Here is a 22,720-nt window from a genome sequence, read left to right on the forward strand (position 1 = left end):
GTGCTTGCCCTGCCCGCGCACGGCTGCTCTGATGGGGAGCTGTGAGGGCAGCAGGCACGAACGAAACGGTCGCAGCGGTGTTTCGGATCGAATCCGCGCGGATCATCGCGAGAGTCGCCCGCATCGTCCGCGACGTGGGAATCGCCGAGGAAATCGCGCAGGACGCACTGGTCGCCGCGCTGGATCAGTGGCCGGAGTCGGGCGTCCCGGACAGTCCGGGCGCCTGGCTCATGGCCACCGCCAAGCACCGCGCCGTCGACCTGGTCCGCCGTAAGGAGACCTACGCGCGCAAGCTGGCCGAGGTCGGGCGGACGCTTGAGGACGCGCCGCCGCCCGAGCCGAGGGACGCCGACGGTATCGATGACGACCTGCTGCGGCTGATCTTCACCGCCTGCCATCCCGTGCTGTCGACGGAGGCCCGGATCGCGCTCACCCTCCGACTGCTGGGCGGACTGACCACCCAGGAGATCGCCCGAGCGTTCCTGGCCGCCGAACCGACGATCGCCCAGCGCATCGTCCGCGCCAAACGGACACTCGCCACGGCCGGCGTTCCCTTCGAGGTCCCGTGCGGCCGGGACCGTACGGCCCGCGTCGCATCGGTCCTGGAGGTCATCTACCTCGTCTTCAACGAGGGCTACTCCGCGACAGCCGGTGAGGACCTGGTCCGTCCGGCGCTGTGCGAGGACGCGCTCCGGCTGGCCCGCGTCCTGGCGGACCTGATGCCCCAGGAGCCCGAGGCCCACGGTCTGGCGGCGCTCCTGGAACTGCAGTCCTCTCGCATCGCGGCCCGGACCGGTCCCGACGGCGCGCCGGTACTGATCGCCGACCAGGACCGCGCAAGATGGAACCGGATGCTCATCCTCCGCGGCATCGAGGCCCTGCGGCGTGCGGGCAGCGGCCCCTACTCCGTCCAGGCCGCGATCGCCGCGTGCCACGCGCGGGCGCTCCGCTATGCCGACACCGACTGGGGGATGATCGCCGCGCTCTACGGCCGGCTCGTGGAGATGGTCCCCTCCCCGGTGATGGAGCTGAACCGGGCGGTCGCCGTCTCGATGGCGCGCGGGCCCGCTGACGCCCTTCCGTTGGTGGACGCCCTGGGAGGGGAACCTGCCTTGAAGAACTACCACCTGCTGCCGAGCGTGCGCGGGGACCTGCTGGAGCGCCTGGGCCGGACGGCGGAGGCCCGCGGGGAGTTCGAGAGGGCGGCGTCGCTGACCCGCAACGCGCGCGAGCGGGATCTCCTCCTGGACCGGGCAGCCCGCGCCGCAACCGAGTCCTGAACCGATGCAGGCGACGTGTCGGCCCTGGCGTCCGGTTGTGCGGTGCGGAGAGCGTCCGCACGGTGCCGTGCAGGGGAGCGGTTCAGGACGTATGGGCACGCAGATGGGCGCGTTCGCCCTGCCGGCCGAAGTGGACTCGCTGTCGGGGCCCTCGACCGGGATCACCTGGAAGACGGCCAGCGCGCGGTCCTGGGACACGCCGACGGGCGCGCCCCCCTGCCTCCAGTTCGGCCTCCGGGGTGTCCAGGTCGGGTCCGACCATGTCCAGCATCCCGGCCGTCTCGGCCTCTTCGCGGGCGCCGGCGATCTCCTCAACGCAACCGCGGCAGTGACCCTGTCCGATGACCGTTCGGCCCCGACGCCCCCGAGGCGCGGCTGAGGCGCGACCGTGGCCTGCTGATGCGCTCGGCACCACACCGTCTGCCACAGCAATTTGCCGGCGGCGGATCGCCACCGCGCCCGCGCCAAGTCCGACCTCAAGCCACTCTTCCGCAGCCTTCCACCAGGGGCGCCGGCAGCGCCGAATCCGGCCACCGGACTCGGAACCGCCGCCAAGTCACTGACGGTCAAGAAACTGTGCACTCCAGGTTGAGGACAACGCCGGTGGTCGACTCCATCCTTGAGGCATGGGGCACATGCGCCACACGGTCACCTGTACTCCTGCCGCCTCGGGTCCGAAGCGGCACAAGCTGGACTCGGGTCCGGCGGCGGGTCTGTAGAAGCACAGGCCCCGCGGCCGTGGCCCGCTTGTCTCTGTTCTTCGTGGGACAGATCCACATCCCCACCTCTGAAAGGCGTCCGCCTTGCGTTACCTGTCGCGTTTCCTGCCCTTGGCCGTCGCGGTCGGCTTCGCTGTTCCGTTTGCCGCCGCGCCCGCAGCGGCCTCCGCCGCCGCGCAGCAGGGCCCGATCGTCGCCGCGCCGCGGGAGAAGGTCATCGGTTACTACCCGACCCAGCGCGCGTGCAACGAGAGTGGCCGCCGCCTGGGGGGCGAGGCATACCGCTGCGCCAGGAACCAGTACGGCGAGTGGATGCTCATCGTCTGGCGGGCCTGACCCCTCCGGGCCGGTCCACCCAAGCGACGGGGCGCCGACGCTGAAGTGGACCGGCCCTCTGACACGCGGAAAACCCTCGTTCTTCTGACGCGTTCCCGAAGGGCGGGGGCGTCGTCGTGTGCGGCGTCAGATGGAGGTCCTGCCGTCGGATCCTGAGGCAGCCCTCCTGCGTCTCTGGGATCCTTCTCGTATTTCCCGGACGCATACCGGTACGCGCATGGTGGTGGAGTCGATGTCCGAGGTCCACCCCTCACCGATGTCGACGGCAGTACGATGACCGCGCCTCCTTTCACCCGGTGGGGGAGAGGGCCGAAAACGCGACGTGCGGGCTCCACCCGACGGAGCCGGACACGCCGGGCCGCGGGGGCCTGGCGGGGTAAGGACGCTCGCCGGGCCCCGACCGCATCCGAACGGGAGGCCCCGCTCGGATGCGGTCGGGGCGGATATCAGGACCGGTCGGTGCCGGGCGATTCGTCGAGGAGCGGCTGTAGGCGGCGGAGGACGTCGATCTGGGCGGGGTTGTAGACGTCCTTGAGGGCCGTGCTGAGCGTCTGCTCGAAGAACCGTGCTCCCCCGGGGCCTCGGCCTTGATCTCCGCCAAATGGGGATGCCCGGTGCGGAGCTCGCGGAGATAGGGAACCATGCGTTCGGCCACGTCCTGGCGGGTCGGTTCGTCGGCGTCGGCCGGCAGGTCGTCGAACTCGGAGGCCGTCGGATCCTCGGGGAGTTCCTTCAGCAGGTCGGCGTAGGCCTGCATGCCTTGGGGGCCGAGGATCCGGGTCAGGACGACGATGATCGAACGGTCGGCGTCGGACAGTTCGGCTTCGGCAGCGGCCTGGGCGAAATCGGTGGGCAGGTCGGTGGGCGCGGACTGGCGCAGGATGACGCCGAGTTCGAGGCGGACCCGCTGGAGGCGTTCGATGGTGGTGGCGAGCTCGGCGTCGAGGGTGCGCAGGGCCTCTTCCGGGTGGTCGTCGGCGTCGCCCATGTCGGCGATCTGGGCCAGCGAGAACCCGAGGTCGGTCAGGCGTTTGATGCGCAGCACCCGGACGAGGTGGGCGACGCCGTACTGCTTGTAGCCGTTGGCGCGCCGTTCGGGTTCGGCGAGCAGGCCGACCTCGTGGTAGTGGCGTACCGCCCGCAGGCTCGTGCCGGCGAGCTCGGCGATCTCACGGGTACTCCACGCCACGCGTGACACCTCGCTTCGGGGTTCCAGGTGCGGCACGGTCGTGCCGACGTTCTCTGGCCGCAACTGTGCCGTCACGGCACGGTCAACCGCAAGTCGCCCAAAACGGGGGAGTGGCGTGGATCACTCCACCCGGGGGTTGAGTGTGCCGTAACGGCACGGCGTCTTCTGGTTCCCGTCATCCCGCGTTCCCGAACACGAACGAGAGGAACAGCATGGCACTGCCCGACCTGATCGCGGTCGAGCGCTTCCTCGCCCGGCACCTGGGGGGACGCGCCGGCCATGACTGGCCCCCGCCGCCGGGGCCACCGCCACGATCACCCCGCCGGCGATGCCGCCCCCGGTGGCGTCCGATCGGGCGTTGCACCGCTCTAGTACGCGCGGCTCGCCGACTCCGCCGGCGCTGAAACCACCACGCGGCCCCCAGCGGTCCACCCGGTATCGGCCCGCAGGAGAACCGAACCACCGATCCCCCCTGCGCATGCGACGACCGTCGGCATGCGCACCGACCACCGTCAGGAGGCGAGGAACAATGCGTCGCAGCCCCGCGGTCTACTTCGCCTCGTACGCGCTGTCCCTGCTGGGCAAGGGCATCGCGAGCGTCGTGATGCCGCTGCTCGTCCTCGACCGCACCGGCGACGTCCTGGCAGCAGGCGTACTCGCGACCGTGACGATGGCGGCCTCCGCCGCAACCGGCCTCTTCGCGGGACTGCTCGTGGACCGGGTCGACCGCCGGACGGTGTCGGTGACCTCCGACCTGCTCGCCGCGCTGTCGGTGGCGGCGCTGCCGCTCATCGACGTCGTCTGGGGCCTGGACCTGACCTGGTTCCTGGTGATGGGCACCGTCGGGGCGGTGATCCGTGTGCCGGGGACGACCGCCCAGGAGACGCTCCTGCCCACCCTGGCGCGACTCGGACCCCCACGACCGGGCCGCCCGGCTCGGCTGGACCGCCTGATCGCCACCCGCGAGACCGTGGGCAGCGTACTACTGCTGGCCGGGCCCGGCCTGGGCGGACTGTTCGTCGGACTGTTCGCGATGTCCCCGACCCTCCTGCTGGCGACCGCCGCCACGAGCCTGCTCGCCGCCCTGACGACGCTCGTACTCGACCCGCGGACCGGCCACGTCCCACGGCGCGCCCCCGTCCCCGCCGATACGGCCGGGGGCGCGGTGCGCCGGGCGGCAGCCGACCTGAGGGACGGGTGGAAGTTCCTCGGCGCCAACCGACTCGTCCTCGGCGCCACCCTGGTCAGCGGGGTATTCATCGCCGTCCTGAGCTCCCTGCAGAGCACCCTCATGCCCGCCTACTTCACCGGTGAGGACCTTCCCGAGCTGACCGGGCTCACGTTGAGCGCGATCGCTGCCGGCAGCATCACCGGCTCCGCGCTCTACGCCGCCTGCGCAGACCGGATCCGCCGCCGCACCTGGTTCGTCATCGGGATGACCGGCACACTCGTCGGGTTCGGCGCGGTGGGCACCATGGCCTCACCGTGGCTGGTACTGGGCGCGGCGGCCCTGGTCGGACTCACCTTCGCACCGGCCTCGGCCGTGCTCGGCGTCCTGACCGTCGAAGCCACACCGGACGCCATGCGCGGCCGTGTCCTCGGCGCGCAGAACACCGTCATGCTCACCGCACCCGCGCTCACCAGCGCCCCGCTCGCGGCCGTCGCAGCCACCGCCGGCCTGCCCGTCGCCGGAGCGGTGATCGCCGTACTCGTCGGCGTCACGGCCCTCACCGCTCTCGCCGCGCCGGCGTTTCGCTCCCTCGACGACCCGCGGAGGGATGAGGCGACCGGAGGCGTTCGCGACGGCCGACGTGTGGTGGATGGGAGTCCGACGGCAGGGGTCGTGGCGGACCCGAACCGCTGACAGGGCCCGGTTCTCCCGGAGGAGCGGGAACCAGGGGCAACCGGGAGTGGTTTCGGCTGCCCTTCTGTGCACAAGGCTCGCCGCCCCGGGAGACCAGCGATGAGCTCTTCCTGGTGGGCCGCCGCAGTTCCACCTCTCGTCGTCCTCCTCCGGCCGCCCGCGGACGGCCGGTTCACCGACGTCGAGGGGCAGCCGGAAGCGGTTCCCGTGCAGAATGCCTGCCGCCCATCGTCTGACCGCCGCGGGATGTCCGGAGCCCCTCCTCCCCGGCCTTGTGGCCGTCGGGCCCGCATCGGGCTACCCGCGGTCGATGGCGGCTTCGACGGCGGTGCCGATGCGGCGCAACGTCGCCAGTTCGTGGGGGTCGAGCCCGTCCATCAGGTACTCGCGGACCGCTGCGACATGGCCCGGTGCCGCCTCCACGACCTCCTCGTAACCGGCCTCGGTCAGGATCGCGTTCGTGCGCCTGCCGGAGCCGGGGATCCGGGCTCGTGAGAGCAGCCCGCGTTTCTCCAGGCGGCCTGCGACGTGTGACAACCGCGACAGCGACGCCGACGTCCGCGTGGCCAGGCCACTCATCTGCATCGTGTGATCCGGCTCCTCGGACAGGACCGAGAGCACCATGTACTCGAAGAAGGTCAGTCGGGTCTCGCGCTGCATCCGCGCGTCCAGCGCCGCCGGCAAGCTGATCATGATCGCTGAGGTGGCCAGCCATGCGGCCCGCTCGTCGCGGCTCAGCCATCGTGTCTCGGTGGCCGGTCCAGTGGGTTGCCCCGTGCAGGCCCCTTCCACGGCGGGACCTGGTGCATCGGAGGTCGACGCGTTTCGCGTGCTACGGCGGCGTCGCCCGTTCGTGCCGGCTGTGCTCTCTGCCATAAGGCCACACTAACCCCTCTTGTTGACGGGTCAAGTTCAAGGGTGTACATGTTGATGCATCAAGTTCACTTCGCTCCGGGGAAGCTCCGGCATCCGTCCTGTGTCCGGTGCCGACCGTCTCGAAGAGCGGTCCCCGTATCGAGGCGGGGGACCGGCGAACCGATCCAGGAAAGGACGACCAGATGCACATCACGTCGCTAGGAGGGCTCGACGTCTCGCGTATCGGTCTCGGAGTCATGGGGATGTCGGTGTTCTACACGGGCGCCGGCCGTGACGATGCCGAGTCGATCCGTACCATTCGTCGCGCCGTGGATCTGGGCGTCACACATCTGGACACCGCTGAGGTGTACGGGCCCTACGTCAACGAGGAATTGGTGGGGCGCGCCGTCAAGGGACGCCGGGACGAGGTCGTTCTCGCCACCAAGTTCGGCCTCGTCTCCCACACCGGCCGAGCGGGCCCGGACAGCACGCCGGCCAGTATCCGTGCAGCTCTTGACGGGTCCCTGCGGAGGCTCGGGACCGACTACGTCGACCTCTATTACCAACACCGGGTCGACCCCGACACTCCCGTCGAGGAGACGGTGGGAGCGCTGAGCGAGTTGGTGGCCGCGGGCAAGGTACGCCACATCGGACTGTCGGAGGCGGCAGCGGCGACGATCCGTCGGGCTCATGCGGTTCATCCGGTGGCCGCCGTCCAGACCGAGTACTCGCTGTGGACCCGCGACCTGGAGGTCGAAGTACTGCCCGCGCTACGGGAACTCGGGATCGGTCTGGTCCCCTATTCGCCGCTCGGGCACGGCTTCCTCACCGGTGGCATCCGCTCCCTCGACGGCCTGGACGCCACCGACTGGCGTCGCACCAATCCCCGGTTCACCGGCGACAACCTCACGCGCAACCTGCGCATCGTCGACGAGGTGAGCGAGGTCGCCCATGAAGTCGAGGCCACGCCCGCGCAGGTGGCTCTGGCCTGGCTGCTCGCACAGGGAGACGGCATCGCGCCCATTCCGGGCACCAGGCGTGTCGACCGGCTCGAGGAGAACAGCGCGGCCGACAGTATCCGGCTCACCACCGAACAGGTCGCCCGTCTGAACGACCTGACACCGGCGTCCGGCGATCGGCATTCCGCACCCGACATGGCCGCCATCGACCGTTGAGAAGGGTGTGGGGCGAAAGATCCGCCCCACGCTCTCGGGCGGGCGAGCCGTAACAGGTCCGGCCGCCGAGATCTGGACGGGCGCATCCATCAACGTGGGAGAGGTGTACGCCAGTCCGGCCCGCGACATCGTGGACAAGCCCCGCCGCACTCCTGGCTTCGGACACGCCGTCCACAACAGCCGCCTTATCGCCCGGGTCGAAGAGGCGGCGCGAACCGGCGTTTGGCAGTGAAGGCGTTCGGTCGAGCCCCGATACTGTGTCTCCCGCCGCAGGGGAGCGGCCCAAGGGAGCGGTCCGGCCGAACCTTCCGGCAGTGGGGGACGGGCGTGCTGCTGCACCTTTGGGAGCGACTGCGGTCGCGCGGGCAACTGCGGCGAGGAATGGCGAGACGAGAACTGCCCGGTCGGTTCCTGCGAGCCGGAAGAAGCAACAGCGAGGCCGGTTTTCTTTTAAAAATCTACAACGTAAAGGTGGCCTTGTTGTTGAAAAACAACACAACGGCAAAAATCGAGTGGCAAGCCACCCGAAAATTCTTGGGCTCCGCCCAAAAAAGCGACATTAGACCCCAAAACTCTTGATTTTTGGGGCTGTTCGGCTACGTGAAGTTCCGTCGATTACACCCCGTAGGGGCACGGTGTGGTCCGATGGCAGGGAAGTGGAGTCAGCTGCCGGCTCGGGGGTCCTGTGCGGGCAAGAAGCGAAGAGTCGTGGTGGAGAGCGGTGGTCATGGCCGAGTGGACGTGGGCCGTCGGCGCGGACGGCCCATGGGTGAGTGCGGACGGTGCACCGGGCCGGGCCCGGGGGGTCGTGCTGCTTCTGCACGGCGGCGAAGTGGTCGATGACTCGGCGACCGGCACGTGGGACGCGTCGGTGCTGCGCATGCTGCCGTTCGGGTGGGCTTTGCGGAACTGGGGTGCCGCTCGCGGTCTGGCCGTCTGGCGGGTGCGCTTCCGGGTGCGGGGATGGAACGGGAGGCGGGCCGACCCCACGCATGACGTCGCTGTGGTTATGGAAGAGGTGCGGCGCCTGCACGGGGACGTGCCGGTGATTCTGATGGGGCACTCGATGGGGGGACGCGCCGCACTGCTGCGGGCCGGTGACCCTGGGGTGCGCGGAGTGCTCGGACTCGCACCATGGATCGAGCCCGGTGACCCGGTGGAGGGTGTGCGGGGGCGGCACCTGTTGATCGCGCACGCGGCCGGGGACGTGCACACGAGCGCACGGGAATCCCGGCGGTTCGTGGAGCGGGCACGCGGGCCGGCGGCGAGCGCCGATTTCGTGGGAGTGGCGTTGGACGCGCACCCGATGCTGCGGGTGCGCAGGTGGAACGAGGTGGCGGTGGCTTTCGCCGCCGGGGTGCTCGGCTGGGCGTGAAGGGGCCCCGGCCCGCGGGTATCTGGCCGGGACCGGCCGAGCCACCGCGGACGGCCCTGCGCCTCGAGCGTCCCTACCTCTACCGGTCCTGTTCGATGCGACCGTCGACCTCAAGGACGTCGAGGCCGCCGGTCCCGACCGGCTCGGCACCGAGGTCTGGCCGGTCTGCCACGGGGGTGCGTCGCGCTGCGACCGCTTCAGGGCAGCACGGCCACGGCCTCGACCTCGACGAGGTAGCCCGGTGCGGCCAGCGAGGCGACCTCGATCCAGGTGCTCGGCTGCTGGAACTCCACGCCCAGTGTCGCGGCCGCTCGATCGCGCCCGATGACGAACTGCTCGGCCTTGGCCTCGTCGAGGTCGACGCTGTAAACGGTGACCGTGGCCAGGTCGGCCGCCGTTGCCCCGGCGGCGATGTTGAGGGAGCACTTCTCGGCCTGCGCGGCGACGTCGTCGCGGCCCGCGAGGTTGCCCTCGGTGTCCCAGGACACCTGTCCGGCCAAGTACACGGTGCGCGAGCCCTGCGTAACGCCGACCCGATGGTGGACATGCTCTGGGCGCTGCACGGTTCACACGACGGCACCAATTCTCCGGGACGGAGTAACGCCGTCGTCGTACGGGTGGGTTCGAGGCGGGGGGCGAGAAAGGGGGCGAGCTCGGCCCGCCCTCGCGTCCCTTCCGACGGATCGGTTGCGTCGCCGGTCGTGGTTCCGGTCAGCCGGACGACGGCCGGGCTCGGCGTCAGCGAGGGGTGAGGACGCAGAACTCGTTTCCCTCCGGGTCGGCCAGGACCGTCCACGGTACGTCGCCTTGCCCCAGGTCGACGTCGGTGGCACCGAGGGCCCGCAACCGGTCCGCCTCCACGGCCTGATCGTCGCCGGGGTAGGGCCGGAGGTCGAGGTGGACGCGGTTCTTCACGGTCTTCGCCTCGGAGGAGTGAACGAACTCCAGATACGGGCCGACACTTTTGGAGGAGCGCAGCAGCGCGTGTGCGTCGGTCACCTCGTGCACGGTCCAGTCCGTCGCCCGGCCCCAGAAGCGTGCCATGGCCCTCGGGTCGGCGCAGTCGACCACCACCGCAGCCATCGGGCCGGTGTCCCGGTAGAGCGATCGGGGTTCCAGCACGCGGAACTCGTTTCCCTCCGGGTCGGCCAGGACCGTCCACGGTACGTCGCCTTGCCCCAGGTCGACGTCGGTGGCACCGAGGCCCTTCAGGAGCGCGAGCAGGTCCGCCCGGTGGGCCGCGGAGGTGGTGGCGAGGTCGACGCGCACGCGGTTTCGCACCGTCTTGGGTTCGGGCACACGAAGGACATCGACGCAGAGCGCGACTGGGTCGGGGTAGTCGAAGCCTTGGGGTTCCAGGTTGGTCACGCCGGGCCCCTCGCTGGAAGTCCCCCAACCGAGTACCCGTGCCCAGAAGCGGCCGACTGCGGCGTCGTCCTGGGCGTTCATCGCGATTTGGACAAGTCGTGTGGCCATGGTGCCGATCCTATGCCTGTGCGGATCGGGGAGCCCGCCCGCGTTCACCGGTTGTTGCGGGCGGTCCCGGCCGGGCTCATCCGGTCGTCTTCTTCGAGGGGTGACCGGTCCCAGGTCGTGGTGGTGGGAGCGGGGGGCAAGGTGTTCCTCTGAGCCGTGACCCCTGGTTGGTCCTTGGGCGTTTCAGGAGCTGCTTTGCCCTTGGCGGTGGTCTCGGGGGACCGGGTCGGAAGCGGGGTGGGGCGAGCGTGCTCGCCCCACCCCCCGTGGCTCGGGAACGACGTCCGTCGTTAGGTGATGTGCGGTCCGGCCGGGGCCACCGGCGGGTTCGGTGCCGGCCCGCTCAGGCCGGGCAGAGCGTGTCCTGTGATGGTAGGTCGCCCTCGACCAGGAAGGCCGTGGTCACGTCCTGCCCGCATGTGTTGTCGCCGTTGACGTAGACGCCGTGTCCGCTCCCGTCGACGCTTACCAGTCGGGAGCGCTGTGCGAACTTGTCGTTGAGCATTTCTCCGCCGAGGTGCGGTGTGACCGGGTCGCGCTGGTTCTGCACGATCAGGATGTTGCTCGGTCCGTCGTCGACGATCTCCACTGGCGGCTCGGCCGGCTCGTGCGACCAGTAGGCGCAGGGCATGATGTTGGCGCTGGCGGCGCCGTACAGCGGGTATCTTTCCCGGTCCTGGGCGACGCTGCGCTGGTAGGTGTCGAGGTCTTCGGGCCATTCGACGTCGTTGCAGGTTACGGCGAGGAACACCGACCAGGCGTTGTCGAACGGCGACGGTTGTGTCTTCGGTTCGGTGGCGGGGGCCGGTGCACCGGGAGGCTGGGTGTCGTGCGGCTGTTCTTGGACCGGTGCCTCGTCGGAGGCGAGTATGGACTGCCAGCCTTGCGCTGCCTGGGGGTAGAGCGACTCGTGGTAGAGGGTCGCGAAGGTGGCGAGTCGGAAGGTGCTGCCGTCGATGGGGCCTTCTTCCGTGTCCGCGGGGTTCTCGTCGAGCCGCTCGGCGAGTGCGAAGTAGGTCGCGCGCACCTCTTCCGGCGTGGTTCCGAGGCCGTAGTCGTCGTGGCGTTGTGCGGCCCATTGCGCGAAGTCCGGGAAGGTCTGTTCGGCGCCCAGGCCGTACCTGCGCATTCCTTCGTGGTCGAGGTGGGTGTCGCCGATGTTGCTGTCGAGCACGATGCGGTCGGAGCGGTCGGGGAACAGCGAGGCGTATGCGGCGCCCAGTGCCGTGCCGTAGGACGCGCCGTAGAAGCTGATCTGTTGTTCGCCGAGTGCGGCTCGGATCCGGTCCAGGTCGCGGGCCATGTTCGCCGTGGTCAGGTGGCGCAATCGGTCGTCGGTGTCGTTGTGCGCGCACTGGTCGGCGGCGGCCTCGGCGGTTTCGGCCTGCTCGGCCACGGCTGTTTCGTCGACTGCGTACGGTGGGATGTTGCCGCGGTAGTCGGTGGTGAAGCCGCAGCTCACCGGGGAGGAGTATCCGACGCCGCGGGTGTCCATGCCGATCAGGTCGTAGCTGTCGGAGACGTCGGTGGGCAGGCCCCGAGAGACCAGGTCCGTTGGCATCGTCAGCCCGGACCCGCCTGGGCCGCCGGGGTTGAACAGCAGTACGCCGCGTCTCTTGTCGGGGTCGGGGCTGGCCAGGCGGGACACCATGATCTGGATTTCGGTGCCCTTGGGGTCGGTGTAGTCCAGGGGCACCGGTAGTAGGCCGCACTCCAGCTGGGGTGCCTCGGCCGCCACGTCCTCGGGGCAGGTGCCCCATTCCACCGGTGGTGTCGGCTCGCCGTTTTGGTCCTGGGCCGTGGCTGGTGCCGCGACCAGTGAACCGGCGAGGCCGATCGCTATAGCGGGTGCCAGGTACCGGCTCGGGCCATGTCTTCGTCCCACGTCCAACCTCCTGGGTGTCGGTCTTGCCGTTGCTCCCGGCGGCTTGTGACCGTGCCTCGTTGCTGCGGGCCCGGTTGCCACCGCTGTGGATGCTCCCCAGAGTGCTGTCATCACGTTGTGCTTCACAGTGACATCTGTCATGAGTCCTTTGCTGGGAGTAACGGCGTGGGACGGCTGGGGACGTGTGGGCGGTGGGCGGGGGCGGGTCAGTCGGGAGGGGGAGGGAGCACGAGGAGGTCGGTGAGGCGGCGGGACTCGGCGTCCGGGTCGTGGGTGAGGCCGGTGTGGATGGGGCCGGGTTGGACGGTGGTGCTGCGTGGTGCGGTGAGCCAGCGGAAGCGTTGGCCGCGGGGTTGGTCGGCGGCTGGTCCGTGCGGGGCTGTGGGGTGGCAGGTGGCCTCGATGGCGGCGAGGGCGTCCTCGATGGCGGCTGCGTCTGCGTGGGGGTGGAGGGCGTGCAGGCGGGGCCGGTCGAGGTGGGTGCGGGCGGAGAGGTGGTCGTGGTGCTGGCTGTAGAGGATGACGCCGGCGTTGATGACCTCGCCGCGGCGGAGGTCGGGGATGACGCGGATGAGGGCGTATTCGTAGGGGTGGCGGGTCATCGGGGGAGCTCCGGGAGCCAGGCGCGGTTGGTGGCGCGGGCGAGGAGGTGGTCGGTGTAGGCGGTGCGGACGTCGTCGGGGGTGGGGAATCCGGGTTCGTCGGTGAGCCATTGGTCGGGGATGAGGCGGGTGACCTCGGTGAGGAGGTCGTGGGTGATGCGGGGGGCGAGGGCGGTGTCGGCGGCTTTGAGGTCGGGGTGGTCGTTGATGAGGACGTGGTCCTGTGCTTGGTAGGGGCGGGTGAGGGTTGCGGGTGCGCCTGGCCAGTTGTGGTGGAAGATCAGGCTGGCTCCGTGGTCGATGAGGTAGGGCTTGCGGTGCCAGAGGATCAGGTTGGGGTTGCGCCAGGTGCGGTCGACGTTGTTGGTGTAGGCGTCGAGCCAGAGGATGTGGCCGGCGAGGTGGGGGTCGGTGGTGTGGGTGGTGGGGTCGTAGCCGATGGAGTGGGGGAGGTAGTCCATGGCGAGGTTGAGGCCGGCGCTTGCGCGGAGGAGTTCTTGGATCTCGGGGTCGGGTTCGGCGCGGGCGATGAGGGGGTCGAGGTGGATGAGGGCGAGTTCGGGGACGGGGAGGTCGAGGCGGCGGGCGAGTTCGCCGGTGATGATTTCGGCGATGAGGGCTTTGCGGCCTTGGCCGGCGCCGGTGAATTTGATGACGTAGGTGCCGAGGTCGTCGGCTTCGACGATGGCGGGGAGCGAGCCGCCTTCGCGGAGGGGGGCGATGTAGCGAGTGAGGGTGAGGTTGTGGAGCACGGGGTTGATCTTATGGGGGGTGACGTGGGGTTTTTGGGGTTGGTTGCCGGGGGGGTAGTGGAGGTCACTCTTTTTGGGTGGTTGTTTGTGGATGGTTGGGGGGTTCAGGGTTGTTGGGTGTCTTTGGTGCCCCGTGAACTCAGGGGTCCGGTGATCCCATGTAAGGAGTGCAGTGACGCACAGCGTGGTCGGTTCCCCGGCCGAGCGGTCGAGCGTGTCCATCTCTTCGGTTCCTGCTGCGGATGATTCTGCGGCGCCGCCTTCTGCGGTGCGGCCACGGCGTTTTGTGGCGTTGCTGGTCCTGGTGCTGGGGGTGCTGACGGCGGTTGGTCCGTTGGCGACGGATTTGTACCTGCCGGCGTTTCCGATGATCGCTGCGGATCTGGGTGCGTCCGAGTCGCGGATCCAGTTGACGCTGACGGCGATCATGGTGGGGTTGGCGCTGGGGCAGTTGGCGTTGGGGCCGATGAGTGACGCCTGGGGGCGGCGTGTGCCGTTGCTGGTGGGTGTCGCGGTGTTCACGGTGGTGTCGTTGGCGTGCATGTTCGTGGAGTCGGCGCAGGCGTTCGTGGTGTTGCGGTTCGTGCAGGGGGTCGCGGGTGCTGCGGGGGCGGTGATCTCGCGGGCGGTTGTGCGTGATCTGTTCGAGGGGGACGAGGCCGCGCGGTTCTTCTCGCGGTTGATGTTGGTGACGGGGTTGGCGCCGATGCTGGGGCCGATTCTTGGTGGGCAGTTGCTTCTGGTGGGGCCGTGGCAGTTGAGTTTCGCGGTGCTGGCGGGGATGAGTGCGCTGAGTTTCGTGTTGGTGCTGGTGTGGTTGCCGGAGAGCCTGCCGGCTGAGCGGCGGCGGCGTCAGGGGCCCGGCGTGCTGTTGGCCACGGTGGGGCGGTTGGTGCGGGATGTGCGCTTCATCGGTCCGACGGTGACGTTGGCGTTGAGTTTCGGGATGATGTTCACCTATATTTCGGCGTTCTCGTTCGTGTCGCAGAAGGAGTTCGGGGCTTCGGCGCAGGACTTCAGTTTGATGTTTGCGGTGAACACGGTGGGTTTGATGGTGGGGACCCAGGTGAACGCGTTGTTGATCGGGCGGGTGGAGACGGTCAGGCGTCTGGTTGCCGGGTTGGTCGTTGGTGTGGTGAGTGTGCTGGTGCTGGCCGGGTTGGCGGTGTGGGGCGGCGTTGGCCTGGTGGGGTTGACGTCGGTGCTGTTCGTGATGATGTTGGGGATGGGTCTGGTGTTTCCCAATGCGATGACGTTGGCGATTTCGTCGCAGCCGCCGCAGGTTGCGGGGACGGCTTCGGCGTTGGTGGGGGCGTTGCAGTTCGCGGTCGGTGGTGGTGTGTCGGCGATGGCGGGGTGGACGGCCACGGGTGAGGCGTCGTTGGGGAGTATGTCGGTGGTGATGGTGTCGGCCGGGGTGTTGGCGCTGGTGGTGTTTGCCTGGGCGTCGTGGCGGTCGAGGCGGTTGGCGGCCGCCGTGTAGTTGGGGGTGCTGGGGCCGGGTGCCTGTCCGTGGGGGCGGGGTGCCCGGCTTTTTGTATGTCTGTGGGGTATTGGGGCTGGTTGTGAGGTTGTTGCTGGCTTGCCGAATAGTGACCGATGCGGGCACAGTAGGGCTTCATCCAGGTGGTCGAGGGGTTCTGTCGGGTTGTGTCTGTGGTTGGGCACTTGGGCGGGTCCCCCTTGCTGAGGAGTGTCGAGGGTATGCGCCAGTCGGGTTCCACCCGCGTTGGAGAGTCGTCGCGGCCGGAGTCGTTGGGGGAACTGGTTTATTGGGCGGCTGCTCGGTCGGCCGCGGGGCCGGTGTTCGACCGGTTGTCGGGTGAGGGTTGGGACGGGGTGTCGGCGACTGCGTTCTTGACGGAGGTGACGGGGGTCGCCAAGGGGTTGATCGCTGGTGGGGTGAGTAGTGGCGACCGGGTGTTGGTTGCTGCGCGTTCGGGTTATGAGCAGGTGGTGGCGGCCTGGGCGGTGTGGGCTGTTCGGGGTGTGGTGGTGAGTGTTCCGGGGGGGTGTGCGCCGGGGTTGTTGCGTCGGGTGGCGCGGTTGACGCGGCCGGCTGCTGCTGTGGTGCAGACGCAGGCGCAGGCGCGGGTGATGGGGGAGTTGCAGCAGGAGCTGGTGGATCTGGGGCGGACGTTCACGTTGGAGTCCGGCGGGGTGGAGGCGGCGGTGAAGACGGGCGCCTACATGGACGGTACGGCGGTGCGCCTTCGGGTTGATGAGTGCCGGGGGGATGATCCGGCGCTGGTGTGTTTCACGGTGACGCGTGACCGGTTGGTGCGGGGGGCGGTGTTGACGCACGCCAATGTGTTGGCGGGTGTGTTCGGTGTGGTGGAGCGGTTGTCGCCTGCGGTGACGGGGTTGGCTGCGGGGGATGCGTCGACGCTGGTGCGGGGCGGCGCGGGTGGGTTCGAGCCGTTGGCGGTGGCGGCTGCGTGTTTGTGGTCGGGCGTGCGTATGGGGTTCGGGCGTGCGGTGGACCATGTGGGGTTCGGGGAGGACATGCGCCGGTATCGGCCGAGTGTGCCGGTGGTGGGGGCGGATTTCTTGGCGTGGCTGTATGAGTGGGAGAAGGGGAAGACGAAGGAGGGGGGCTGGGACGGTGTGCAGATGTTCAATGCCGCGACCCAGCTGGCGGTTGATTATGACAAGCAGGGCAAGCGGGGGGCCCGGGGTGCGTGGCAGCGGATGTCGCGGGCGATGTACGAGTGGGCGTATGGGCGGTTGAAGGAGGCGTTGGGCGGTCGGGTGCGGGTGATCGTGTGCCCGATGGGGGGTTTGGAGGCGCGGTTGACGCATTTCTACGCCGGTGCGGGGTTGCCGGTGCTGGAGGGTGCGGGTCTGGTGCAGGCGGGGGGTGCGGTTGCGTGGAACGTGTGGGGTGCGCATCGGCCCGGGACGGTGGGGGCGCCGTTGTCGGGGGTCGAGGTGGGTGTGTCCGATGGTGGGGAGTTGTTGGTGCGGGGGCCGGGGGTGTTCTCGGGGTATTACGGGGATGCGCAGGAGTCGGGGGTGGCTTTGGCTGATGGGTGGTTGGTGTCGGGGCTGCTGGGCGGGGTGCAGGAGTCGGGCGATGTGGTGGTGAGGGAGCGGCGTCGGGCGCATTTCGCTGCGCCGCGGCGGGGGCCGGCGGAATTGGAGAGGGCGGCTCCGGCCCGGGGGGCGGTGGTGGCCCGGGTCGAGGGGATGGGGGTGGAGTCCGGGGAGGGCGGGGTGCCTGATTTCGTGTCGTTGGAGACGCGGTTGTTGTCGCATCCGTTGATCAGCCAGGTGATTGTTCTGGCGGAGGGGCGGCCGTACGTGAGTGCGTTGATCACGTTGAAGCGGGAGCAGTTGGAGTACTGGCGGTTGGTGAACGGGCATCCGTTGTCGACGCCGTTGAGCGAGATCGCGTTCGCGCCGGAATTGGGGGTGGAGATCCGGCGGGCGGTGGAGGATGTGAACACGAGTGTGTCGGCGGGGTCGGCGATCCGGGCGTTTCATGTGTTGCCCGAGGAGTTCAGTCCGTCGTCGGGTTTGTTGTTGCCGTCGGGGCGGTTGCGGCGGGACGCGGTGTTGCGGGCGTTCGCCGAGGAGATCGAGGCGTTGTATGCGGGGCCGCCGTCTGGGAGTGGGGCGGGTTAGCGGGGCGGCGGGGTTTCAGGCGGGAGGGCGGGGTAGCGGCGTGTGTGGCGGGGGTCGCGCCGGCTGGTGCGGCTCCTGACGATGTACGTCGATTGGGAAGGACGGTTGCGAACATGTCCGAGGTAATCGAAGCGGTCGAGGTCGATGTCCCGGTTCGTCAGGTCTATGACCAGTGGACGCGTTTTGAATCGTTTCCTGAGTTCATGGGGGGCGTGGAGCGCATCACGCAGCAGGACGACACGCATTCGCTGTGGGAGGTGTCGGTCGGGGGGCAGCACCGTGAGTTCGAGGCGGTGGTGACCGAGCAGGTGCCCGATGAGCGCATTGCGTGGAAGAGCGTCGACGGGGTTTCGCATGCGGGCGTGGTGACGTTTCACCGGATCGGTCCGCAGCGCACGCGGGTGACGTTGCAGTTGCATACGGCGCCTGAGGGCGTGGTGGAGCAGTTGGGCGACAAGCTGGGTGTGGTGAAGGCCCGGGTGAAGAGCGATATGAAGCATTTCCGGGAGTTCATCGAGTCGCATGGGGGGCCGGCGCAGGGCGGTTGGCGCGGTGAGGTTGCCCCGGGGCACGGCGAGGTGCGTCCTGATGGGGGTGGGGACGCGATCCGGCCGTCTGCTGCGCCCAAGCCGGGGCCGGGGACGTTCGGTGCTCCTGGGGGTCCGGACGCGCCGGGTGCTGGAGGGCGCGGGCCCGCTGTGTAGCGGTTGATGGTGGGTGAGGGGGTGGACCGGGTGGTCCGCCCCCTCTTCGTTGTGTGGTGGGGGTCAGTCGTTGAGGTAGGTGAGGACGGCCATGACGCGTCGGGAGTCGTCGGGGGAGGGTGGGAGGGAGAGTTTGGCGAAGATGTTGTTGATGTGCTTGCTGACGGCTTTGTCGGTGATGAAGAGGCGGGTGGCGATGGCGGAGTTGGAGCGGCCTTCGGCCATTTCTCCGAGGACTTCGCGTTCGCGGGCGGTGAGGGCGCCCAGGGGGCTTTCGGGGGTGTGTTTGGCGAGGAGTTGGGCGATGACCTCAGGGTCCATGGCGGTGCCGCCGGCGGCGACGCGGCGGATGGCTTCGATGAATTGGTTGATGTCGAAGACGCGGTCCTTGAGGAGGTAGCCGACGCCGCCTTGTCCGCCGGAGAGGAGTTCGCGGGCGTAGAGCTGTTCGACGTGTTGGGAGAGGACGAGGACGGGGAGGCCGGGGACGCGTTGGCGGGCGGCGATGGCGGCTTTGAGTCCTTCGTCGGTGTGGGTGGGGGGAAGGCGTACGTCGACGACGGCGACGTCGGGGCGGTGGTGCAGGAGTGCGTGGAGGAGGTCGGGGCCGGTGTCCACGGCGGCGACGACGGTGAAGTCGTGGGCGTCGAGCAGGCGGATCAGTCCGTCGCGGAGGAGGGCGAGGTCTTCGGCGATGACAACGCGCACGGTAGCTCCATGGTGATGATGGTGGGGCCTGCGGGTGGGCTGAGGAGAGTCATCGTCCCATCGAAGGCTGCGAGGCGGCGTTGGACGCCGGTGAGGCCGGTTCCGGTTGCGGGGGTGGCGCCGCCGTGGCCGTTGTCGCCCGCGACGATGACCATGCGGCCCAGGCCGTAGTTGATGCGGACCCAGGCGCGGGTGGCGTTGGCGTGTTTGGCGGTGTTGGTGAGGATTTCGGCGATGGCGAAGTAGGCGGCGGATTCGACGGGGTCGTCGGGGCGGCCGGGGAGGTCGATGTCGACGTCGATGGGGAGTTGTTGGGCGATGGCGAGGGCGTGGACGGCGCCGGGGAGTCCGCGTTCGACGAGGACGGGCGGGTGGATGCCGCGGACGAGGTCGCGGATTTCGGTGAGGGCCTGGCGGGTGGAGTCGCGGGCTTCGGTGAGGAGTTTTTGGGCGGCTGCGGGGTTGGTGGTGAGCATTTGTTCGGCCATGCCCAGGCTCATGCCGAGGGCGACGAGTCGGGCTTGGGCGCCGTCGTGGAGGTCGCGTTCGATGCGGCGGACTTCGGAAGCTTGGGTGCGGGTGGCGTCGGTGCGGGTGGCGGCGAGGTGGGTGATGCGTGCGGTGAGGTCGGCGTTGGTGGTGGGGGCGAGGAGGAGGCGGTTGAGGCGGGCGTAGGTGTGGATGAAGGGTGGGGTGGTGGGCCAGATGAGGAGGAGGACGAGGGAGGCGAGCAGGAGGATGGTGCCCAGGGTTGCGTTGAGGAGGAGCCAGGCGAGGTCGCGCCAGGTGGCGGGGTCGCGGGCGATGGCGATGGTGCGGGAGTCGAGTGCGGTTGGGAGGGGGCGGTAGGGGGTGGGGACGGGGGTGGTGAGGAAGGGGGTGAGGAGGGTGCGTTGGTAGTTGGCGTAGCGGCGGATGAGTGTGGTGGCGCCGACGAGGAGGGGGAAGCCGACCCAGAGCAGGGTGGTGAGGGAGGCGAGGAGGAAGAGGGCGGCGAGGATGATGCCGAGGAGGCCCAGGGGGAGGAAGGTGAGGGCCCAGCCGATGAGGGAGAGGCGGTTGGGCCGGTGGTCCTGGGCGGCCATGGTGGTCCTGTCCTGTGGGTGGGTGGGTTTTCATTGTCGTTGATGGTGGGGGCGGGGTCGGTGGTGTGGTGACCACTGTGGGGTGGACGTGGGCTCCCCCATGCCCTATGTTGTTCTCAGATAGAGAAAATCTCTATCTGAGAACAACTGGGGGTTGTGGTGGCCGAACATCCGGGCGGCGAGGCGGGGTTCCTCGCCGGCTACGATCCGCGGGCGTATGCGCCGGTGGCCGTCACCGTGGACGTGGTCGCCCTGACCATCCGCGGCGGCGAACTGCACGTGCTGTGCGTGCGCCGCGGACAGGAACCCTTCCGGGGGGCATGGGCACTGCCCGGGGGGTTCGTGCGCCCCGACGAGGACCTGGCGGATGCGGCCGTGCGCGAGCTCGCCGAGGAGACGTCGGTGCGCGCGGGCCTGCACCTGGAGCAGTTGGGCGGGTACGGGGCGCCGGGGCGCGACCCGCGCATGCGCGTGGTGTCCATGGCCTATGTGGCCTTGGCCCCGGACCTGGGAGAGGCGGTGGGCGGGGGGGACGCGGGAGACGCGTCGTGGCTGCCGGTGGCGGGGCTGGCCGCGAAAGTGGGGGCGTTGGCCTTCGACCACGACCAGATCCTGGCCGACGCGCTGGAGCGTGCCCGCGCCAAACTGGAGTACACGCCCCTGGCCGCGGCGTTCTTGCCGCGGGAGTTCACCATCGCCCAGTTGCGCGGGGTGTACGAGGCGGTGTGGGGTCGTGAGCTGCACGCCGCCAACTTCCACCGCAAGGTCGTGTCGGTGCCGGGGTTTGTCACCGACACCGACAGCCGTACGGAGTCGGGGGGTGCGCGCGGGGGACGGCGCGCGCGCCTGTACACGCGCGGCGCGGCCACGCTGTTGCATCCGGCGCTGCTGCGCGGCACCCCGGGACCCCGGGAGGAGGGGTGAGTACCGAGGAGGAGTTCGCCCGGGCGGAGCGGCGGGTGCTGGGGGCCCGCGAGGCCCACGAGCTGTTCGGGCCCGCGCCCGGGGTGGGGGGCGAGCCGGGGGAGCAGGCGGCGCGGTGCTGGCGTGCTCTGGCGCGGTCCCTGCACCCCGATGCGTGCCCGCCGGGCATGCGCGGGCGGGCGTCGGTGGCGTTCGCGCGGTTGGGGGTGCTGTGGGGCGGGTACCGCGGGGCCGGCGGCGAGCAGCAGGTGCGCATCGCCACCGCGCAGCGCTCCTACCGGGTGGGGGCGTTGGTGGCGCGCGGGGACATCGCCAACGTCTACCGGGTGAGCTACACGCGCAAGGGCGGGGAGCAAGGCGAGGCGGTGATGAAGATCGCGCGGTCGCCGGGCGACAGCGACCTGATGGCGGCCGAGGCGCACGCGTTGGCGCGTCTTGAGTCGCACGGCCCAGGGCACACCCGCGCCTACGTCCCGCGCCTGGTGGAGTCGTTCACCCACCGCGACGAGTCCACGGGGGCGCGTCGCGGGGTGACGGTCATGGAGCCCCTGGCGGGGTTCTTCACGCTGGCCGAGGTCGCGGCGGCCTACCCCGAGGGGGTGGACGCCCGTGACGCGGCGTGGATGTGGCGGCGCCTGCTGGTGGCGCTGGGCCACGGGCACCGGGCGGGGCTGGTGCACGGTGCGGCCCTGGGCGCCAACGTGCTCGTGCACCCCGGCGAGCACGGGCTGGTCCTGGCCGACTGGTGCTACTCGGTGCGGGCGGGGCAGCCGTTGGCGGCGATGGTGCAGGGCCAGGAGCGCTGGTACGGGCCGGAGGTGGCCGCGCGGGGGCCGGCCACCGCGGCCACCGACATCTTCACCGCGACCCGCACCATCGAGGCGTTGGTGGGCACGCGGATGCCGCCGCGGTTGGCGGTGTTCGCGCGCGGATGCGCGTTGGCCAATCCCGCGGCGCGTCCCGGCGACGCCTGGGCGCTGCTGGAGGAGTTGGACGAGGTGTTGGAGGAGTTGTGGGGGCCGCGGCGGTGGCGGCCCTTCGCGATGCCCGCCGGGGCCGCTGCCGAGGGTGTGGCGTCCCGGTAGCAGCGGGACACCGCGAAGGGCCGCGAGTACGCCGTTTTCAGAGTCGGATCGATTACGAGAGCAGGGAAGAACCATGGGAAGCGGACACTGGTCCACCGATGTGTACGGGGCGGCGCGGGCCTATCGCGCCAGTACCGGGGCGAGCGCGTTCGGCTACACCGACGACGTCAGCGCCAAGGCGCCGCGCAGTTCCTGGAAGGCCCACCCCAGCCTGGACCCCAAGGGGGTGGGGGTGCGGGAGAGCCGTGATTCCGATGAGCACCCGCTCTCCCAGGCCGTGGCGGTGCTGTTCGACGTGACCGGGTCGATGGGGCACATTCCGCGTGGTTTGCAGGCCAAGCTGCCGGAGCTGTTCGGGTTGCTGCTGCGCAAGGGCTACTTGGCCCACCCCCAGATCATGTTCGGCGGTATCGGGGACGCCACGTGCGACCGTGCGCCCTTGCAGGTGGGGCAGTTCGAGTCCGACAACCGTATGGACACCCAGTTGGGCGACATCCTGTTGGAGGGCGGGGGTGGCGGCCAGATGATGGAGTCCTATGAGCTGGCCATGTACTTCATGGCGCGGCACACGGCCATGGACTGCCTGGACAAGCGGGGCCGGCGCGGTTACCTGTTCCTCATGGGCGACGAGCTGGCCTATCCGGTGGTCAAGGCCAAGGAGGTGCGTGCGGTGATCGGGGACGACATCCACGACGACATTCCCCTGGCCCAGATCGTGGCCGAGCTCAAGGCGAAGTTCGAGGTGTTTCACATCGTGCCGGCGGGCGCCTACCACGCCAAGGACACGCGTCTGGAGGAGTTCTGGCGGTCGCTGTTCGGCCAGAACGTGATCATGTTGGAGGACCTGGACGCGGTCAGCGAGACGATCGCGGTGACGATCGGGTTGGCCGAGGAGGCCATCGACCTGGCGCAGGGGCTGGCCGACCTGGGGGACGTGGGGTCCTCGGCGGGGGAGGCGGTGTCCAAGGCGTTGGCGCCCATCGCGCGCGGGCGCACGGTGGCGGTGCGCGGGGGGCTGCCCGCGGACCTGGGCGGGGGCGACGACGAGGCGGGTCCGGCACGCACCAGGAGACTGTGAG

General features: G+C 69.7%; 22 protein-coding genes. 13 read left to right on the top strand and 9 right to left on the bottom strand.

The genetic code is table 11. The features are described 5' to 3' along the window. Positions 1–41 precede the first annotated feature (41 nt). The 3 genes from QSJ59_RS12465 (at position 42) to QSJ59_RS12475 (ending at position 2,335) form a co-directional block, all read left to right on the top strand. Positions 42–1,280 (top strand): RNA polymerase sigma factor, encoded by a 1,239-nt coding sequence (locus QSJ59_RS12465; RefSeq protein ID WP_432707474.1) that lies wholly within the window; start codon positions 42–44, stop codon positions 1,278–1,280. A 91-nt stretch (positions 1,281–1,371) separates the two neighbouring features. Next, a complete protein-coding gene (locus tag QSJ59_RS12470; RefSeq protein WP_285759609.1) occupies positions 1,372–1,659 on the top strand; it encodes a hypothetical protein in 288 nt (95 codons plus the stop codon). Between the two features lie 424 nt (positions 1,660–2,083). Next, complete coding sequence (locus QSJ59_RS12475) at positions 2,084–2,335, top strand: hypothetical protein (RefSeq protein WP_285759611.1); 252 nt, start codon at positions 2,084–2,086, stop codon at positions 2,333–2,335. 289 nt (positions 2,336–2,624) lie between these two features. Here QSJ59_RS12475 and QSJ59_RS12480 read toward each other — a convergent pair whose 3' ends face one another. Continuing rightward, positions 2,625–3,524 carry a MerR family transcriptional regulator gene (locus QSJ59_RS12480; protein ID WP_285759613.1) on the bottom strand — a complete coding sequence of 300 codons (900 nt, stop codon included), beginning with the start codon at positions 3,522–3,524 and terminating at the stop codon, positions 2,625–2,627. A 529-nt stretch (positions 3,525–4,053) separates the two neighbouring features. Between QSJ59_RS12480 and QSJ59_RS12485 the strand changes: the two genes are divergently transcribed. Beyond that, entirely contained in the window at positions 4,054–5,388 is a 1,335-nt protein-coding gene (locus tag QSJ59_RS12485) for an MFS transporter (RefSeq protein ID WP_285759615.1), read from the top strand. Between the two features lie 297 nt (positions 5,389–5,685). Here QSJ59_RS12485 and QSJ59_RS12490 read toward each other — a convergent pair whose 3' ends face one another. Further along, a complete protein-coding gene (locus QSJ59_RS12490) occupies positions 5,686–6,264 on the bottom strand; it encodes a MarR family winged helix-turn-helix transcriptional regulator (RefSeq protein ID WP_285759617.1) in 579 nt (192 codons plus the stop codon). Positions 6,265–6,446: 182 nt separating this feature from the next. Between QSJ59_RS12490 and QSJ59_RS12495 the strand changes: the two genes are divergently transcribed. The 3 genes from QSJ59_RS12495 to QSJ59_RS12505 all read left to right on the top strand — a co-directional run bounded on the left by QSJ59_RS12495 (position 6,447) and on the right by QSJ59_RS12505 (position 8,793). After that, the gene (locus QSJ59_RS12495; RefSeq protein ID WP_285759619.1) at positions 6,447–7,418 is read left to right on the top strand and encodes an aldo/keto reductase; all 972 of its coding nucleotides are present in this window, start codon (positions 6,447–6,449) and stop codon (positions 7,416–7,418) included. 7 nt (positions 7,419–7,425) lie between these two features. Beyond that, positions 7,426–7,650: a hypothetical protein gene (locus QSJ59_RS12500; RefSeq protein ID WP_285759620.1), complete on the top strand. Its 225-nt coding sequence runs from the start codon at positions 7,426–7,428 to the stop codon at positions 7,648–7,650. A gap of 495 nt (positions 7,651–8,145) precedes the next feature. Beyond that, on the top strand, positions 8,146–8,793 hold the full coding sequence (locus tag QSJ59_RS12505) for an alpha/beta hydrolase (RefSeq protein WP_285759622.1): 648 nt from the start codon (positions 8,146–8,148) through the stop codon (positions 8,791–8,793). A 197-nt stretch (positions 8,794–8,990) separates the two neighbouring features. Here QSJ59_RS12505 and QSJ59_RS12510 read toward each other — a convergent pair whose 3' ends face one another. The 5 genes from QSJ59_RS12510 to QSJ59_RS12530 all read right to left on the bottom strand — a co-directional run bounded on the left by QSJ59_RS12510 (position 8,991) and on the right by QSJ59_RS12530 (position 13,508). Beyond that, the gene (locus QSJ59_RS12510; protein ID WP_285759624.1) at positions 8,991–9,356 is read right to left on the bottom strand and encodes a RidA family protein; all 366 of its coding nucleotides are present in this window, start codon (positions 9,354–9,356) and stop codon (positions 8,991–8,993) included. Positions 9,357–9,531: 175 nt separating this feature from the next. Next, entirely contained in the window at positions 9,532–10,269 is a 738-nt protein-coding gene (locus QSJ59_RS12515; RefSeq protein WP_285759626.1) for a VOC family protein, read from the bottom strand. A 343-nt stretch (positions 10,270–10,612) separates the two neighbouring features. Then, on the bottom strand, positions 10,613–12,154 hold the full coding sequence (locus tag QSJ59_RS12520; protein ID WP_285759627.1) for an alpha/beta hydrolase: 1,542 nt from the start codon (positions 12,152–12,154) through the stop codon (positions 10,613–10,615). Positions 12,155–12,360: 206 nt separating this feature from the next. Continuing rightward, the gene (locus tag QSJ59_RS12525) at positions 12,361–12,756 is read right to left on the bottom strand and encodes a DUF3037 domain-containing protein (RefSeq protein ID WP_285759629.1); all 396 of its coding nucleotides are present in this window, start codon (positions 12,754–12,756) and stop codon (positions 12,361–12,363) included. Then, the gene (locus tag QSJ59_RS12530) at positions 12,753–13,508 is read right to left on the bottom strand and encodes a HipA family kinase (protein WP_285759631.1); all 756 of its coding nucleotides are present in this window, start codon (positions 13,506–13,508) and stop codon (positions 12,753–12,755) included. The genes QSJ59_RS12525 and QSJ59_RS12530 overlap by 4 nt, the downstream gene beginning before the upstream one ends. Before the next feature lie 172 nt (positions 13,509–13,680). Here QSJ59_RS12530 and QSJ59_RS12535 point away from each other — a divergent pair, with 172 nt between their 5' ends. The 3 genes from QSJ59_RS12535 to QSJ59_RS12545 all read left to right on the top strand — a co-directional run bounded on the left by QSJ59_RS12535 (position 13,681) and on the right by QSJ59_RS12545 (position 17,839). Beyond that, on the top strand, positions 13,681–14,991 hold the full coding sequence (locus QSJ59_RS12535; protein ID WP_432707475.1) for a multidrug effflux MFS transporter: 1,311 nt from the start codon (positions 13,681–13,683) through the stop codon (positions 14,989–14,991). Between the two features lie 221 nt (positions 14,992–15,212). Further along, a complete protein-coding gene (locus QSJ59_RS12540; protein ID WP_285759633.1) occupies positions 15,213–17,135 on the top strand; it encodes an AMP-binding protein in 1,923 nt (640 codons plus the stop codon). A 113-nt stretch (positions 17,136–17,248) separates the two neighbouring features. Beyond that, positions 17,249–17,839, top strand: coding sequence for an SRPBCC family protein (locus tag QSJ59_RS12545; RefSeq protein WP_285759635.1), 591 nt, complete (start codon positions 17,249–17,251; stop codon positions 17,837–17,839). Between the two features lie 63 nt (positions 17,840–17,902). On the opposite strand, the gene QSJ59_RS12550 is transcribed toward QSJ59_RS12545, so the two are convergent. Then, on the bottom strand, positions 17,903–18,547 hold the full coding sequence (locus tag QSJ59_RS12550) for a response regulator transcription factor (RefSeq protein ID WP_285759636.1): 645 nt from the start codon (positions 18,545–18,547) through the stop codon (positions 17,903–17,905). Beyond that, positions 18,499–19,632, bottom strand: coding sequence for a sensor histidine kinase (locus tag QSJ59_RS12555; protein ID WP_285759638.1), 1,134 nt, complete (start codon positions 19,630–19,632; stop codon positions 18,499–18,501). The genes QSJ59_RS12550 and QSJ59_RS12555 overlap by 49 nt, the downstream gene beginning before the upstream one ends. A gap of 159 nt (positions 19,633–19,791) precedes the next feature. Here QSJ59_RS12555 and QSJ59_RS12560 point away from each other — a divergent pair, with 159 nt between their 5' ends. The 3 genes from QSJ59_RS12560 to QSJ59_RS12570 all read left to right on the top strand — a co-directional run bounded on the left by QSJ59_RS12560 (position 19,792) and on the right by QSJ59_RS12570 (position 22,719). Beyond that, the gene (locus QSJ59_RS12560) at positions 19,792–20,556 is read left to right on the top strand and encodes an NUDIX hydrolase (protein ID WP_285759640.1); all 765 of its coding nucleotides are present in this window, start codon (positions 19,792–19,794) and stop codon (positions 20,554–20,556) included. Further along, on the top strand, positions 20,553–21,641 hold the full coding sequence (locus QSJ59_RS12565) for a protein kinase family protein (RefSeq protein WP_285759641.1): 1,089 nt from the start codon (positions 20,553–20,555) through the stop codon (positions 21,639–21,641). Before QSJ59_RS12560 ends, QSJ59_RS12565 begins: the two co-directional genes overlap by 4 nt. 73 nt (positions 21,642–21,714) lie before the next feature. After that, positions 21,715–22,719 carry a hypothetical protein gene (locus tag QSJ59_RS12570; protein ID WP_285759642.1) on the top strand — a complete coding sequence of 335 codons (1,005 nt, stop codon included), beginning with the start codon at positions 21,715–21,717 and terminating at the stop codon, positions 22,717–22,719. Position 22,720 lies beyond the last annotated feature (1 nt).

The sequence above is a fragment of the Nocardiopsis ansamitocini genome, from assembly GCF_030268225.1.
GTDB classification, from domain to species: Bacteria; Actinomycetota; Actinomycetes; order Streptosporangiales; family Streptosporangiaceae; genus Nocardiopsis_D; species Nocardiopsis_D ansamitocini.

Excerpts from the sequence above, each read along its gene's own strand:
- QSJ59_RS12470 (WP_285759609.1), top strand. The coding sequence starts at position 1,372 with ATGGGCACGCAGATGGGCGCGTTCGCCCTGCCGGCCGAAGTGGACTCG.
- QSJ59_RS12485 (WP_285759615.1), top strand. The coding sequence starts at position 4,054 with ATGCGTCGCAGCCCCGCGGTCTACTTCGCCTCGTACGCGCTGTCCCTG.
- QSJ59_RS12490 (WP_285759617.1), bottom strand. The coding sequence starts at position 6,264 with ATGGCAGAGAGCACAGCCGGCACGAACGGGCGACGCCGCCGTAGCACG.
- QSJ59_RS12495 (WP_285759619.1), top strand. The coding sequence starts at position 6,447 with ATGCACATCACGTCGCTAGGAGGGCTCGACGTCTCGCGTATCGGTCTC.
- QSJ59_RS12505 (WP_285759622.1), top strand. The coding sequence starts at position 8,146 with ATGGCCGAGTGGACGTGGGCCGTCGGCGCGGACGGCCCATGGGTGAGT.
- QSJ59_RS12515 (WP_285759626.1), bottom strand. The coding sequence starts at position 10,269 with ATGGCCACACGACTTGTCCAAATCGCGATGAACGCCCAGGACGACGCC.
- QSJ59_RS12525 (WP_285759629.1), bottom strand. The coding sequence starts at position 12,756 with ATGACCCGCCACCCCTACGAATACGCCCTCATCCGCGTCATCCCCGAC.
- QSJ59_RS12540 (WP_285759633.1), top strand. The coding sequence starts at position 15,213 with ATGCGCCAGTCGGGTTCCACCCGCGTTGGAGAGTCGTCGCGGCCGGAG.
- QSJ59_RS12545 (WP_285759635.1), top strand. The coding sequence starts at position 17,249 with ATGTCCGAGGTAATCGAAGCGGTCGAGGTCGATGTCCCGGTTCGTCAG.
- QSJ59_RS12555 (WP_285759638.1), bottom strand. The coding sequence starts at position 19,632 with ATGGCCGCCCAGGACCACCGGCCCAACCGCCTCTCCCTCATCGGCTGG.
- QSJ59_RS12570 (WP_285759642.1), top strand. The coding sequence starts at position 21,715 with ATGGGAAGCGGACACTGGTCCACCGATGTGTACGGGGCGGCGCGGGCC.